Below are 14,957 nucleotides of genomic sequence, written 5' to 3' on the forward strand. Positions count from 1 at the left end.
ATGCTGATTAGTTTGAGATTGGCTTGTTGAACGGGTCGAGGACGTTGTCTTTTTCCTCTTCTTCGAACGTCAGGACCTTCGATACCGGCTCATATGATTCGCCGTAGAAATGAGTATCTTTATACGTGTGGATTTCACCATACATTCTCTTCATTGCTTCGAAAATTTCTTCTTCTGTTTCGTTGTTCGGAGCCCAGTACAGGATCTCCATCGAGTTTTGTTCGCCTGTCGCGAGTGAACGGCGGCAATAGCCGATCGAAGCGGCGTGCTCGAAACCTTCACGCGCATAGAAGCGAAGGCGCTTTTCACTGTCTGTATCTTCATAGTCTACAGGTTCGACTTCAAGGATGATCGGCTTTTTCTTATCTTTCAGGAATTGCAAAGCTTTTTTCCCAAGCCCGCTGCCGCGTGATTCTTTTGAGACAAATAAATAATCGACAAACGAGAACGTCGGAAACTCTGCAAACATCAAGACATGATGAGGACCCTCGTCTTTAAAATAAACACTGCCTTTTTCTTTTAAAAGCGAGTCCATATGTTCTTTCGATTTCATTTCTTCTACCGGGAAATACTGATTTAATTTTTCGTACCAATTCATAAATGTTGCTCCTTCCGAAATTTGATGCCCTGCTGATTTTACACGGAGTCTGGTTTGACTAAGTCAATCTGAAGTGTGGTTTAGAGGTAAAAGTGGGCTGTTGAAAATCCTCAACTATTATTCAATATCCCAAGGGCGGGATAATGAAAAAAATGACACATTTTCCTAAGAATTTGTGTCACGTAATATTATACCATATGGAGTTTTACATTGCACGCCAGCCGATATCTGAACGGAAGAAGAAGTCTTTCCAATCAAGCTTGCCGAGCTCCTCGTAGACCTTGTGCTGGGCTTGTTGGAGGTCTTCTCCAGCAGCAGAGACGAAAAGCACTCGGCCGCCGTTGCCGGCAAAACCGCTGCCGGTTTTTTTCGTGCCGGCATGAGTGACTTCGACGCCTTCCAGTTTCGCTATGTCAGGAAGCAGCGCACCTTTTTGAACAGAATCCGGGTAGCCTTCGGCCGCTACAACGACGCCTAATACAGAGCGGTCATCCCATTCCAGCTCAAAAGGCCGGCTGTCTAGGATGGCGTCCATGAACAAACCGAAATCCGATGCCATGCGCGGCAGTACGACTTGCGTTTCCGGGTCGCCGAAACGCGCATTGAATTCGATTACTTTCGGCCCTTCCGGTGTCAGGATGATGCCGGCATAAAGAATGCCATTGAAGGGAGTCTCTTCTGCTGCCATCGCTTTAACCGCGGGCTGCACAATTTTAGCGTACGTTTCTTGCACCACCGATTCAGGGATTTGCGGCACTGGCGAATATGCACCCATGCCCCCTGTGTTTGGGCCGCGGTCACCATCAAATGCCCGCTTATGGTCCTGTGAAATTGGCATCGGGTAAATTTTTTCCCCGTAAACGAATGACATGAACGAGAATTCTTCGCCGTCCAGGAATTCCTCGATAACAACACGCGAACCTGACTCACCGAATTTCTCGCCTTCTAGCATATCATTGACCGCCGCAATCGCTTCCTGTTCGGACATGGCGACAACGACGCCTTTTCCTGCTGCCAATCCATCCGCTTTGATGACGATCGGCGCACCGTGTCGGCGGATAAACTCAATCGCTGCTCCGGTTTCCGTAAACGTCTCATAAGCAGCTGTCGGGATATTCGCTCTATCCATCAACTCTTTGGCAAAAGCTTTGCTGCCTTCAATCTGCGCTGCAATTTTTGTAGGGCCGAAAATGCGCAACTGGCGTTTTGTAAACCAGTCCACAATGCCTTCTGCAAGCGGCTGTTCGGGGCCAACAAATGTAAAGTCGATTTCATGTTCTACAGCAAAATCGCTTAATGCCGCAAAATCCATTTCATCTATTCCGATCAGTTCCGCATCGCCTTGCATGCCGTCATTACCGGGAGCGGCATAAACGCGGCTGATCGAGGCGGACCTTGAAAACTGGCGGGCAATCGCGTGTTCCCGGCCGCCCTTGCCTATTACCAAAACCTTCATCATTTACACCCCGCTTAATGTTTGAAATGGCGTACGCCTGTAAAGACCATCGCTATGCCGTATTCATCAGCCTTGTCGATCGACTCCTGGTCCTTTTTCGAACCACCTGGTTGGATGATTGCTTTGATGCCTGCTTTTGCTGCCGCTTCGACTGTATCCGCCATCGGGAAAAATGCATCCGATGCCATTACAGCGCCGCGAGCCTGCTCGCCCGCTTGCTCAAGCGCAATCTTCGCCGCTCCGACACGGTTCATCTGGCCAGCGCCTATGCCAAGCGTCATATTCGAATCACATACTACAATAGCGTTCGATTTCACATGTTTCACTACGTTCCAGCCAAGTTTCAGCGCTTCCAGTTCTGCTTCGTTCGGCTGGCGCTTCGTCGCCACACGGATGTCGGCGTCTTCATAGCCGTAAGTGTCTGGCTGTTGCACGAGTAAGCCGCCTTCTACGGCCGTAATGTTCCATTTGTCCTGACGAGCATGGCCAAATGGAATTGTCAGCAGACGGATGTTTTTCTTCTGCATCAAGATTTCAAGCGCTCCATCCGAGAAAGATGGCGCGATGACGATTTCAAGGAAAATCGTGCTCAAAGTCTGTGCCGTTTCAGCGTCCACTTCGCGGTTTAGCGCCACGATGCCGCCGAAAATCGATGTCGAATCGGCTTCGTACGCTTTCGCGAACGCTTCCGCAATCGTGCTGCCGGTGCCGACGCCGCATGGATTCATATGCTTGACCGCTGCCGCTGCTGGCATGCTGAATTCCTTGATGATCTGCAGCGAGGCATTGGCGTCTTGGATATTATTATAAGAAAGCTCTTTGCCGTGCAATTGAGTGGCGTTGGCAATCGAGAAATCCGAGCCCAATGCATTGCGGTAAAATGCCGCTTTCTGGTGCGGATTTTCACCATAGCGGAGAGGCTGCGCCAATTCGTATGTAAGCGTCAGCGATTCCGGATATTCTTCTCCGCTCAATTCCGTCAAATAATTCGAGATGTAGGAATCATATGCCGCTGTATGGCGGAATACTTTAGCTGCCAGGCGGCGCCGTGTTTCCGGCGTCGTCGCCTGCTGGCCATTCAATTCTTCAAGAACTGCTGCATAGTCGGATGCATCCACGATCACTGTAACGTACGCGTGGTTTTTTGCTGCGGACCGGAGCATCGTCGGTCCGCCGATATCGATGTTTTCAATCGCATCATCCACCGAGACATCCGGTTTCGAAATGGTTTCGCGGAACGGATAAAGATTGACGCATACGATATCAATTGGATTAATTCCATTTTCTTTCATTTGAACTTGGTGGCTTTCATCATCCGGTTTTGCCAGCAAGCCGCCGTGGATTAACGGGTGAAGCGTCTTGACGCGCCCTTCGAGGATTTCAGGGAATTTCGTAATTTCGTCCACTGCCGTGATCGCCACGCCATTGTCTTCTAAAAAGCGCTTCGTGCCGCCTGTCGACAAGATTTCATAGCCCATTGCCGATAACTGCTGTGCAAACTCCAATATTCCAGATTTATCCGATACACTCAATAACGCCCTTTTCTTCACTGTCAGTCCTCCTAAAAATAAAACCGGTGAAATCACCGGCTGAATAATTGCTGTAAAGTTGCAGGATATAACCGGTGTTCAATTGCGTGGATTTGATTTTCAACTTCTGCTCGGCCGCGCCCCGCTACAGGAAAAGTTTCCTGTGCAATGATCGAACCGGTGTCCATGCCTGCGTCGACGACATGCACCGTCACGCCCGCCTGCTCTGCACCAGCAGCAAGCGTCTGCCCGATTGCGTCTTTGCCGGGGAAAGCCGGCAATGCCGAAGGGTGGATATTGACGATGCGGTTTTCAAACGCGGAAAGCAGCATCGGGCCAATCAGCCGCATAAATCCGGCCAGCACAATCCATTCCACTCCGAGATCCAACAACTTGCCTTTCAGCATTTCTTCGTACATGGCTTTCGAGCCGTATTCTGCTGGATTGAAAGCGAACGGCTCAATGCCCATTTTCTGCGCCCGTTCAACGACAAAAGCCTGTGGCTTGTCGGTCACCACAAGCATCAATTCGGCATGGAGTTCGCCGTTTTGTATTGCGTCTGCAATCGCTTGGAAGTTCGAGCCGTTTCCAGAAGCGAAAACAGCGATTTTCGGTTTATTCGCCATCGAGGGTGCCGTCCTGTTCCCCCGTAAATTGAACGCCGGTTTGCGCGGATACGGTGCCGATGCGATACGCCTGTTCGCCGCTCGCCAGCGCCGCTGCCATCACTTGCTCTGCTTGTTCCGGCGCAACCGCCAGCACAAAGCCGATGCCCATATTGAAAACGGAATACAAATCGCGGTCAGCTAACCCGCCTTTTTCCTGCAGCATGTCAAAAATGCGCAGCACTGGCCAAGAGCCCAGCTCGATTTCAGCGCCCAAGCCTTCAGGCATCATGCGCGGCAAGTTTTCGATAAAGCCGCCGCCAGTGACATGCGCCATTCCTCGTACTTCTGCAGCGCCCATGATGGCTGCCACAGTTTTCGCATAGATTTTGGTCGGGTTCAGCAATTCATTGCCGATCGGTCCTAAATCTTCGAAGCCTTCAATAATTTGGTCCAGCTGGAAACGGTTTTGTTCAAAAACGATGTGGCGCACCAATGAATAGCCATTGGAATGGATGCCGCTTGAAGCCAGTCCGATCAGCACGTCTCCAGCCCGTATTTTCTCGCCGGTCACGATATTCGACTTTTCTGCAGCTCCAACGGCAAAACCGGCAATGTCGTATTCATTTTCATCGTAAAGACCCGGCATCTCAGCCGTTTCCCCGCCGATTAATGCGGCGCCGGATTGCACGCAGCCATCCGCAACGCCTTTGACAATCTGCTCGATTTTTTCAGGAACCGCTTTTCCGACTGCAATATAGTCCAGGAAAAACAACGGTTCGGCTCCTTGCGCAACGATATCGTTGACACACATCGCTACGCAGTCGATGCCGATCGTGTCGTGCTTATCAGCCATGAAAGCGAGCTTCAGTTTCGTGCCGACTCCGTCCGTACCGGACACAAGGACAGGTTCTTTCAGCTTCAGTTCAGATAAATCGAACATGCCGCCGAAACCGCCGAATGTCCCCATCAAACCTTTTCGAGCTGTACGCTCGACATGGGATTTCATGCGATTGACCGCTTCATAGCCTGCCTCGATATTGACGCCTGCTTTTTCATATGCTTTTGACACACCGGTTCCCCCTTATTTCACTTTTTCTTTTTCATGCGGCAAGACAGTATCCGGATAGATACTCGTCGGATAATCCCCAGTAAAACACCCTAGACAATGCCCGCATTTCGAACCTGGATCTGTACGTCCAATGTTTTGGACCATGCCCTCTATTGATAAAAACGTCAGTGAATCCGCACCGATAATTTCACGCATTTCTTCTATTGTATTGTTCGCTGCGATCAATTCACCGGAAGTTGAAATATCGATGCCGTAAAAACACGGGCTCTTAATCGGCGGTGAAGAGATGACCACATGCACTTCCGTTGCTCCCGCCTCTTTCAATAACTTGACGATGCGGCGGGAAGTCGTGCCGCGCACGATCGAGTCATCGACCATGATAACGCGTTTCCCTTTCACCACTTGGCGAACCGGAGACAACTTCATCTTGACGCCTTGTTCGCGTAAATCCTGCGATGGTTGAATGAAAGTCCGGCCAACATAGCGGTTCTTGATCAATCCGAGTTCGTACGGAATGCCGCTCTCCTCTGAGTAGCCGATTGCCGCTGAAATGCTTGAATCCGGCACACCGGTCACGACGTCCGCATCTATATGGATTTCTTTTGCTAATTGTTTACCTAGGCGTTTGCGGGCAGAGTGGACATTGATGCCATCAATATCAGAATCCGGACGCGAGAAATAGACATATTCCATCGTACAGATTGCTCGCTCTTCCGGATATGCGAAGCGTTCAGCGCGCAAGCCGTCGTCCGTAACAACAAGGAATTCCCCAGGTTCGACTGAACGGACAAATTCCGCTCCAACAATGTCGAACGCGCATGTTTCAGAAGCTACAACCCATGCATCTCCCAATTTCCCAAGAGACAAGGGGCGCAAGCCGTTCGGGTCAAGCGCGACGTACATCGCTTCTTCAGTCAAGATGACACAAGCAAAAGCACCTTTTAAAAGCGATAGCGCATTCTTTGCTTTTTCTTCAAAAGACTCGTAGCCGCTGCGCTTGATCAGATGCGCCAGCACTTCAGTGTCGGACGTTGTCTGGAAAATGCTTCCTTGCCGTTCCAAATGGCTTTTCAAGTGGTTGGCGTTGACTAAATTTCCGTTATGGGAAATTGCCAAGCTGCCAGTTGTCGAATTGAACAACAGCGGCTGGACATTTTCAATGCCGCTGCCGCCGGCTGTTGCGTATCGAACGTGTCCGATAGCACCGGTTCCAGCTATTTTTTCTATTTTTTCCGGAGAAAAAACTTCACTGACCATGCCTTCGCCTTTTAACGCAGATAAAGTGCTTTTGTCCGTCGAGACAATTCCTGCACCCTCTTGGCCTCGATGCTGCAAGGCATGCAGTCCATAATACGTAAGCTGAGTTGCATTAGCATGGCCCCAAATTCCAAAAACGCCGCATTCTTCGTTTAAGCTTCTGATTTCAGCAAGCATGGGATAGCTCCTTTCCAGGCTGAGCGAAGCGTATCGACCGAATCGTTGATCCACGCCGTTCCATCTTCGCTATTGATCACTAGTGTATTGTTGTTTGTGACCGTTCCGATTTTCTTGGCGTCAGTTACGATGTCTTCGAATTGTTCCGCGTTAGCTGGAGAAACAGTAAGGATAAAACGGGATTGCGATTCACTGAACAACGCTGTTGTCGCAGAGCCGGAAAGCGTTGTTTCAATTCCAAGTCCGCTGCCGAAAGTTTTTTCAGCCAATGCCACTGCAACGCCGCCTTCTGAGACGTCATGTGCCGAAGCGACCAGCCCTTGCTGAATTGCCGATAAGATCTGCTTTTGGCGTTTCGCTTCCACTGTCAAATCAATCGCTGGCGCTTTGCCGAAAATGCGTCCTTCGATCATTTTCTGCAGTTCACTACCGCCGAATTCCGTGAAGCTTTCACCAATCAAATACACCAAGTCGCCGGCTTTTTTGGCGTCTTGCGTCGTTACATGCTTAAGGTCTTCCACTAAGCCGACCAAACCGATTGTCGGCGTCGGGTAAATCGCTGTACCGTTTGTTTCATTATATAAAGAGACGTTGCCGCCGATTACAGGTGCATCGAGGATTATACAAGCTTCAGACATGCCGTCTGCCGCTTTTTCCAGCTGCCAGAAAATTTCAGGCTTTTCGGGATTCCCGAAATTCAGGCAATCCGTGATCGCCAGCGGTTTCGCGCCTGACACGACGACATTGCGCGCTGCTTCGGCAACGGCGATTTTGCCGCCCGTTTCCGGATCCAAATAGATATAGCGTGAATTGCAATCCGTCGTCATCGCCAAGCCTTTATTCGTGCCGCGCACGCGGATAACTGCTGCGTCCGAGCCTGGGCTAACCACTGTGCTCGTGCGCACTTGATGGTCGTATTGGTCATAAACCCATTCTTTCGACGCAATCGTCGGCTGCTGCAATAAATTCAATAACGCTTCGCTGTAGTTGCCGACTTTCGGTTCCACGTTTTCCAACTGCTGGTATGCGGTGAAATAAGCAGGGACGCTCGATGGCTTGTGGTAGACAGGGGCGTCTTCAGCAAGAGCATCAACCGGCACTTCCGCGACCACTTCCCCTTTATGCAATAAACGCAAAGTTGAATCATCAGTAACGGTACCGACTGTCACTGCGTCCAAACCGTATTTCTCGAAAAGCTCAACAATTTCCGGTTCGCGGCCTTTTTTCACGACGATCAACATGCGCTCTTGGGATTCCGACAACATCATTTCATACGCTGTCATGCCTTTTTCGCGCTGTGGTACGTGGTCAAGGTCCATTTCAATGCCAGATCCTGCTTTTGAAGCCATTTCTGCTGAAGATGATGTGAGTCCAGCTGCTCCCATGTCTTGGATGCCGACTAGGGCATCGGATTTCACCAATTCCAGGCAAGCTTCAAGCAGCAGCTTCTCCATGAACGGATCCCCTACTTGCACAGCCGGGCGTTTTTCTTCAGATGCATCTGTCAATTCCTCGGAAGCGAAAGTCGCTCCGTGGATGCCGTCGCGCCCTGTTTTGGCACCGACGTACATGACCGGATTGCCGACGCCGGAAGCGACGCCTTTTTGGATGTCTTTGTGATCGATCAAGCCGACGCACATTGCGTTGACCAGTGGATTGCCTTCGTAGCAAGCGTCAAATTGGATTTCTCCGCCGACGGTCGGGATGCCGATGCAATTGCCGTAGCCGGCGATGCCCGCTACCACTTCTTCAAACAGATACTTCACACGCGGTGTCGTCAATTCACCGAAACGCAGCGAGTTGAGCATTGCGATCGGGCGTGCGCCCATCGAGAAGACATCGCGGATAATGCCGCCGACGCCAGTTGCCGCGCCTTGGTACGGCTCGATGGCTGACGGATGGTTGTGCGATTCCATTTTGAAGACGACTGCCTGGCCATCGCCAATGTCTACGATGCCGGCGCCTTCGCCCGGCCCTTGCAGCACGCGCGGCGCTTTTGTCGGGAACTTCGCCAAGACAGGCTTTGAATTTTTATACGAACAATGCTCTGACCACATAACAGAAAACAATCCGGTTTCCGTGTAATTCGGCGTTCTGCCGAGAATCGATTCCACCATGGCGAATTCTGCATCGGACAAGCCCATCTGCTGATAAATTTTCTGTTCTTTGATTTGTTCAGTATTTGGTTCAAGCATGAGTGACATGTGATTCCCTCCACTGTTTTACGATTGATCTAAATAATCCCAATCCGTCGCTGCCGCCGATCAAATCGGAAACTGCCCGCTCCGGATGCGGCATCATGCCCAGCACGTTGCCTTGCTCGTTGATGATTCCCGCAATATTGTTGCGGCTTCCGTTAAAATCATCTTCGTAAGTGAAGACGATTTGATCATTCGCTTTCAATTTTTCATACGTCTCATCGTCGCAGTAATAATTTCCTTCGCCATGGGCGATTGGAATTCTGATTTCCTGGCCTTGTGTATATTGGTTCGTGAACATCGTATTGGCGTTCTCCACCTTCAAACCGACCGTGTGGCACATGAACTTCAAGTTTTTATTGCGCAGAAGCACTCCAGGCAAAAGCCCCGCTTCTGTCAAAATCTGAAAGCCGTTGCAAATGCCAAGAACCGGTTTCCCGGCCTCAGCCGCCTTCTTCACTTCGCCCATGATCGCCGAAGTTTGTGCAATCGCTCCGCATCGCAAGTAATCACCGTAAGAAAATCCGCCCGGCAATAAAATCCCGTCGTATTTGCTCAAATCGGTCGAATCATGCCAAACGTATTCTGCTTCTTCACCAAGTTCATCCTTGACCGCGTGGTACATATCCAAATCACAATTGGAACCAGGAAATACTATTACCGCGAATTTCATTGTGAGACAGCCTCCTCGATTTCGAAACGGTAATCCTCGATTACCGTATTCGTCAATAACCTATGGCACATTTCGTTGACCAATGCGTCGACATCTTTTTCGCCATCCGCAATCATCAGCTCCAAGTACTTGCCGATTCGAACATCTTCCACTTGGCCGTAGCCCATTTTATGAAGTGATCCCATTACTGCCGAGCCTTGTGGATCCAAAACACTTTCACGCAAAGTGACGTAAATTTTTACTTTTTTCATGAATGTTGTCCTCCCAGTTTGGATAAAATGAGTTCATACGCATCTGTCAAGTTGCCAAGGTCCCTGCGAAATACATCTTTATCGAGTTTCTGTTTAGTTTCCATGTCCCATAAGCGGCACGTATCCGGAGAAATTTCATCCGCCAGCAAAATAGCACCGTTGTCGTCCCGTCCGAATTCGATTTTGAAATCGATCAGCTGCACACCGACTTCTTTGAAAAACTGAATCAGTACTTCATTGACTTTCAATGCTTTTTCCCGAAGCTCCAGTACTTCCTGCGGCGTTGAGAGCCCAAGGAGCTGAATATGGTCTTCGGTGATCAAGGGATCGCCCAGTGCATCATCTTTATAATAGAATTCAACAACCGGCTGGTTGAGGACAGTGCCTTCTTCCAGCCCAAGGCGTTTTGCCATGCTGCCAGCCACTACGTTCCGCGCCACCACTTCAATAGGAATGATGGACACTTGGCGTACCAGCTGTTCGTGGTCAGACAATTGCTTGACGAAGTGAGAAGCGATTCCCGCCGTCTGCAATTTTTCAAAAAGCAGTGATGTGATTTTATTGTTCAGCGTGCCTTTGCCGGCGATTTCCGCTTTCTTTTCGCCGTTGAATGCTGTTGCTGAGTCTTTGTATTCCACCCATAAAATGCCTTGTTCGTCTGTTGCGTATAAGCGTTTTGCTTTGCCTTCGTACAATAGCTGACCCTTTTCCATGTTCAAAGCCCCCGTTTAGTTTAATCCAAGTCGGTTGAAAATCATGTCCACTTGCTGCAAGTGATGGTTGTAATCGAAGCAATCATCCAGTTCTTCTTTAGACAACTGGGACGTGATCGTGCTGTTCGCTTCCACGATTGTGCGGAAATGCGTCTGGTTTTCCCAAGCTTCCATCGCACAAGGCTGTACTGTATCGTAAGCCGCTTCGCGCGCCATGCCTTTGTCGATCAACGCCAGCAGCACACGTTGCGAATAAATCAAACCAAGTGTCGAATCCATATTGCGCTTCATGTTGTCAGGGAACACCGTCAAATTCTTCACGATGTTCGAAAAGCGGTTCAGCATATAATTCAATGCAATTGTCGCATCCGGCAAAATCACACGCTCTGCAGATGAATGCGAAATGTCGCGTTCGTGCCATAGCGAGACGTTTTCGTAAGCTGTAATCATATAGCCGCGGATCAAGCGGGCAAGGCCCGTCATATTTTCAGAACCGATCGGATTGCGTTTATGCGGCATTGCCGAAGAACCTTTTTGCCCTTTCGCGAAAAATTCTTCCACTTCGCGCGTTTCCGATTTTTGCAGGCCGCGGATTTCCGTCGCGAATTTCTCGATTGAAGAACCGATCAATGCCAGCGTACTCATGTACTGTGCATGGCGATCACGCTGCAGCGTCTGAGTTGAAATCGGAGAAGCTGCTAAGCCAAGCTGCTTGCAGACATATTCTTCAACAAAAGGATCGATGTTCGCATACGTGCCGACAGCGCCGGACATTTTACCAGTCTCGATCGATGCCGCAGCTGCTTCAAAACGTTCCAGGTTGCGTTTCATTTCTTCGTGCCATAAAGCCAATTTCAAGCCGAATGTCGTCGGCTCCGCGTGCACACCATGCGTCCGGCCCATCATGACCGTCATTTTATGCTCTTTTGCTTTATTCGCCAGGATTACAATGAAGTTCTCCAAGTCTTTGCGGATGATTACATTCGCTTGTTTGATCAAGTAAGATAGCGCCGTATCCACGACGTCCGTCGAAGTCAGGCCGTAATGCACCCATTTACGCTCTTCGCCAAGCGTTTCTGAAACCGCTCGAGTGAATGCCACAACATCGTGGCGCGTCTCTTCTTCGATTTCCAAAATCCGGTCTACTGAAAACGAAGCGTTCTGACGGATTTTTGCAACATCCTCTTTCGGGATATCCCCGATTTCTGCCCAAGCTTCACAAGCCAAAATTTCAACTTCCAGCCAAGCATTATAGCGGTTTTCTTCTGTCCAAATCGCGCCCATTTCAGGTCGTGTATAACGTGCTATCATAATCCATTTCCTCCAATTATTCCGACCAGATGCCGGATTCGTCAATTTCTTTCAATGTTGTTTCTAAGTTATCGGTCAAAATGGTCACATGCCCCATTTTCCGTTTATGCTTCGCTTCGTCTTTGCCGTATAGATGAATCGACCAATTCGGGTAGCGCGCTATTTTCGTTGTCAGCGGCGCAACATGCTCACCAAGGACATTGACCATCACCGTATCCGTCCACAGCTTCGGATCTCTCAGCGGCCAACCGCAGATGGCCCGAATGTGTTGATGAAACTGTGAGATATTGGTACCTTCTATTGAATAATGCCCCGAGTTATGCGGGCGCGGCGCCAATTCATTGACCATAATCTCACCATTTTCAAGCACGAACATTTCAACAGCCAAAGTTCCGACCATATTAAGGTGGCCTGCAATTTTCTCTGCTGCTTCCTGCGCCTTGCTGATGGTAGCATCAGCCACTCTTGCTGGCACAATCGTTTCGTGCAGAATGTGGTGCTTGTGAATATTCTCTCCAATCGGCAAAATTGCTGTGGCTCCGTGCACGTTGCGCTGGATGATCACCGAAATCTCTTTTGTGAAAGCGATGAATGCTTCCGCTACACAGGCTCCGTTCGCAAACAGCGGCTCCGCCAGTTGCAGCTCGGCAGCAGATGCAATAGTCTGCTGGCCTTTGCCGTCGTATCCGCCAGTTGCTGTTTTCACAACAAACGGATAAGCCATTTGCCCGCTTTTCTCGACCAGCTCCGCGTAATTGTCAGCCGAGATGTAATCGGCGATTGGAACACCAGCAGCCTGGATTGCCTGCTTTTCAAATATCCGGTTTTGCGTAATCCGAATCAATTCAGCGCCTTGAGGTATATAAGCAAGCTCCATCAATTTTTCCAATGCGCTAGCATCGATGTTTTCGAATTCATAGGTAATGACATCACTTGCTTCCGCCAATTCCTCTAATGCTTGAAAGTCGTTAAAAGGTGCGATGATTTCGATATCCGCAACTTGCCCGGTTGGTGAATCCATCCCCGGGTCAAGCACTGCGATTTTAAAACCGGCTTCCTTGGCAGCCAAAGCCATCATGCGCCCTAATTGTCCGCCGCCAATGATGCCGATTGTCTGTCCTGGCAAGATCGTTTTCGTCATAGGAGATCACCTGTGCTTTTCAAGACTTCATCATGCGTTCGATTTCTCCGGTCTTGAAGCGCTTTCGCTGCTTCAGGATCAACCGTGCCCAAAATCTGCGCCGCCAGCAATCCGGCATTTATCGCTCCTGCTTTTCCGATTGCTACAGTAGCAACCGGAACGCCGCCTGGCATTTGGACAATGGACAGCAGCGAATCCAGCCCGTTCAAAGCTTTTGACTGGACCGGCACGCCAATTACCGGTAATGTCGTTTTCGCAGCGACCATTCCTGGAAGATGTGCGGCTCCGCCTGCCCCTGCAATAATCACATGCAACCCGCGAGCTCTTGCTTCTTCCGCATAGGAAAACATCAAATCCGGTGTCCGATGAGCGGAAATCACCTTTTTCTCGTAACTGATACGCAATTCATCCAATACATCGCATGCATGTTTCATTGTTTCCCAATCGCTTGAACTTCCCATAATGACGCCGATTCGCGGATTCATATAAATACCTCTCCTTTAAACAGATAAAAGCCCTCAAATAAACTGCTCACATGACGTGAAAAGCAGTTTACTTAAGGGCTTGTTGATTATGAACGAATTTAAAAATGATGGCATAAAAGCGCACATCCTTCGCCAAGTCTCCGTAAGTTGCTTTCCCGCATAGTCCAGACATTCCGGTGTCCTGGTAGAAACGCAGAGGCCAATTCCTCTGCATATATGGGGTATCCTTAATAATCATAACAAGATAACTGAAATGAGTCAATCCTAAAGTCGAACGATTACTTGGTGTAATTTTAAATTGTTCGGTTTTTTCCATTGTATTTTGCTATTCTGTTATCCATGATCCTTTAAACTTAACAATTTGCCTAATCGGCACTGGTTTGCCATTGATTTCCTCGAAAAGGGGTTCTTCTTTGCGCCCAACTGCAGCGTATCCTTGATCTTTCATCCGTTCGAGGCAATCCGTGATTGTTTCGCCCTCGCGAAGTTCGAACCATACAGTCTTTTTTGTCATTTAAACAGTTTTCCTTTCCGTACCGACTTGACCCAGAAACCGCCGTGGATATTTTTCGGTTCATACGACATCATGAACGCTTTAGGATCGATTTCCTTGATGGTGTCGTAAAGTTTTGTCTCCATCTTCCGCGGCGTGAGGATTTGCATCGTTTGGCGGCCGCCATCTCTGCCGGTGGCCTCCCAGTTGGTTACCCCATATCCTTTTTCACGTAAGATATTGGACAGGAAATTGCTTTCTTGCATTGTCGTGACATTGACCATAATATAGCCCAACGCCATTTTCTCTTCGATCTTCGAACCGACGATTACGCCTGAGCCGTAGCCAAGCGCATATGCGACAAGGTTTTGGAGTTGATCGAGGTTATCCAGCACCAATCCCAAACCGACGATGTAAATGACAGTTTCAAACATGCTTATGAATGCTGCAAAATACCGATGGCCTTTTAAAGTAAGGATTATGCGGATTGTCGAAATTGAAACGTATATGACATTTATCATAAAGATGATAAAGATCATCAGCCAAGGGTTGAAATCCAATTGCCCCATCCTTTCTAAATACTTATTAAAGATTTATGTTTCATACTATTAGAATTTATTCGCGAATGCAAGACAGAAGTTCAGTTTCCCCCTTTTTCAGAAAAGACTTAATGTTTTTGTAATAAAGGAAATCTAAAAAGTGCTTGTTGCAGCTACTAGCTTTTCCCCAGCATTTGGCTTTTTAGGATGAAAAGACAATAATATAGAAGGTTTTCGTTTTGCCATTCTCCGTATCATTTAGCGCTTAGTGACCCGGATGATGTCCGGACGCACAAAAAAACCGCTGCCGGTTAAGGCAACGGTTTTCTTTCTCTAGACCAGCGACGTCCTACTCTCACAGGGGGAAACCCCCAACTACCATCGGCGCAAAAGAGCTTAACTGCCGTGTTCGGGATGGGAACGGGTGTGGCCTCTTTGCCATCATCACTGGACTATTTT

Annotated in this window: 15 protein-coding genes, 1 rRNA gene and 1 riboswitch; all 16 genes read right to left on the reverse strand. The window is 49.0% G+C overall.

Annotation, left to right across the window (positions count from 1 at the left end; genetic code table 11):
• Nucleotides 1-7: 7 nt before the first annotated feature.
• The 16 genes from AC4EHB_RS16220 to rrf all read right to left on the reverse strand — a co-directional run bounded on the left by AC4EHB_RS16220 (nt 8) and on the right by rrf (nt 14,950).
• Nucleotides 8-598 carry an N-acetyltransferase gene (locus AC4EHB_RS16220; protein WP_490976582.1) on the reverse strand — a complete coding sequence of 197 codons (591 nt, stop codon included), beginning with the start codon at nt 596-598 and terminating at the stop codon, nt 8-10.
• 205 nt (nt 599-803) lie between these two features.
• Nucleotides 804-2,054, reverse strand: a complete 1,251-nt coding sequence (gene purD, locus AC4EHB_RS16225) for a phosphoribosylamine--glycine ligase (RefSeq protein ID WP_490982066.1) — start codon at nt 2,052-2,054, stop codon at nt 804-806.
• A gap of 14 nt (nt 2,055-2,068) precedes the next feature.
• Nucleotides 2,069-3,604 carry a bifunctional phosphoribosylaminoimidazolecarboxamide formyltransferase/IMP cyclohydrolase gene (purH, locus tag AC4EHB_RS16230; RefSeq protein WP_490982057.1) on the reverse strand — a complete coding sequence of 512 codons (1,536 nt, stop codon included), beginning with the start codon at nt 3,602-3,604 and terminating at the stop codon, nt 2,069-2,071.
• Between the two features lie 32 nt (nt 3,605-3,636).
• Nucleotides 3,637-4,209, reverse strand: coding sequence for a phosphoribosylglycinamide formyltransferase (purN, locus tag AC4EHB_RS16235; protein ID WP_490982058.1), 573 nt, complete (start codon nt 4,207-4,209; stop codon nt 3,637-3,639).
• Nucleotides 4,199-5,260 carry a phosphoribosylformylglycinamidine cyclo-ligase gene (gene purM / locus AC4EHB_RS16240; RefSeq protein WP_490976579.1) on the reverse strand — a complete coding sequence of 354 codons (1,062 nt, stop codon included), beginning with the start codon at nt 5,258-5,260 and terminating at the stop codon, nt 4,199-4,201. Before purM ends, purN begins: the two co-directional genes overlap by 11 nt.
• A gap of 12 nt (nt 5,261-5,272) precedes the next feature.
• Nucleotides 5,273-6,694 (reverse strand): amidophosphoribosyltransferase, encoded by a 1,422-nt coding sequence (gene purF / locus AC4EHB_RS16245; RefSeq protein ID WP_490976578.1) that lies wholly within the window; start codon nt 6,692-6,694, stop codon nt 5,273-5,275.
• Complete coding sequence (purL, locus tag AC4EHB_RS16250; protein WP_490982059.1) at nt 6,670-8,898, reverse strand: phosphoribosylformylglycinamidine synthase subunit PurL; 2,229 nt, start codon at nt 8,896-8,898, stop codon at nt 6,670-6,672. Before purL ends, purF begins: the two co-directional genes overlap by 25 nt.
• The gene (gene purQ / locus AC4EHB_RS16255) at nt 8,882-9,565 is read right to left on the reverse strand and encodes a phosphoribosylformylglycinamidine synthase subunit PurQ (RefSeq protein ID WP_290213257.1); all 684 of its coding nucleotides are present in this window, start codon (nt 9,563-9,565) and stop codon (nt 8,882-8,884) included. Before purQ ends, purL begins: the two co-directional genes overlap by 17 nt.
• Nucleotides 9,562-9,816, reverse strand: coding sequence for a phosphoribosylformylglycinamidine synthase subunit PurS (gene purS / locus AC4EHB_RS16260; RefSeq protein WP_290213258.1), 255 nt, complete (start codon nt 9,814-9,816; stop codon nt 9,562-9,564). The genes purQ and purS overlap by 4 nt, the downstream gene beginning before the upstream one ends.
• On the reverse strand, nt 9,813-10,529 hold the full coding sequence (purC, locus tag AC4EHB_RS16265) for a phosphoribosylaminoimidazolesuccinocarboxamide synthase (protein ID WP_490982060.1): 717 nt from the start codon (nt 10,527-10,529) through the stop codon (nt 9,813-9,815). Before purC ends, purS begins: the two co-directional genes overlap by 4 nt.
• 15 nt (nt 10,530-10,544) lie before the next feature.
• On the reverse strand, nt 10,545-11,840 hold the full coding sequence (gene purB / locus AC4EHB_RS16270; protein WP_490976575.1) for an adenylosuccinate lyase: 1,296 nt from the start codon (nt 11,838-11,840) through the stop codon (nt 10,545-10,547).
• Nucleotides 11,841-11,856: 16 nt separating this feature from the next.
• Nucleotides 11,857-12,981 carry a 5-(carboxyamino)imidazole ribonucleotide synthase gene (purK, locus tag AC4EHB_RS16275; RefSeq protein ID WP_490982061.1) on the reverse strand — a complete coding sequence of 375 codons (1,125 nt, stop codon included), beginning with the start codon at nt 12,979-12,981 and terminating at the stop codon, nt 11,857-11,859.
• Nucleotides 12,978-13,466: a 5-(carboxyamino)imidazole ribonucleotide mutase gene (gene purE, locus AC4EHB_RS16280; protein ID WP_490976573.1), complete on the reverse strand. Its 489-nt coding sequence runs from the start codon at nt 13,464-13,466 to the stop codon at nt 12,978-12,980. Before purE ends, purK begins: the two co-directional genes overlap by 4 nt.
• A 140-nt stretch (nt 13,467-13,606) precedes the next feature.
• Nucleotides 13,607-13,706, reverse strand: a riboswitch (purine riboswitch).
• 85 nt (nt 13,707-13,791) lie between these two features.
• Complete coding sequence (locus AC4EHB_RS16285; protein WP_490976572.1) at nt 13,792-13,980, reverse strand: NETI motif-containing protein; 189 nt, start codon at nt 13,978-13,980, stop codon at nt 13,792-13,794.
• Nucleotides 13,977-14,519: a DUF2179 domain-containing protein gene (locus tag AC4EHB_RS16290; RefSeq protein ID WP_490982062.1), complete on the reverse strand. Its 543-nt coding sequence runs from the start codon at nt 14,517-14,519 to the stop codon at nt 13,977-13,979. Before AC4EHB_RS16290 ends, AC4EHB_RS16285 begins: the two co-directional genes overlap by 4 nt.
• 315 nt (nt 14,520-14,834) lie before the next feature.
• A 5S ribosomal RNA gene (gene rrf, locus AC4EHB_RS16295) occupies nt 14,835-14,950 on the reverse strand.
• Nucleotides 14,951-14,957: the final 7 nt, after the last annotated feature.

Source organism: Planococcus sp. TJ-302, assembly GCF_058268455.1.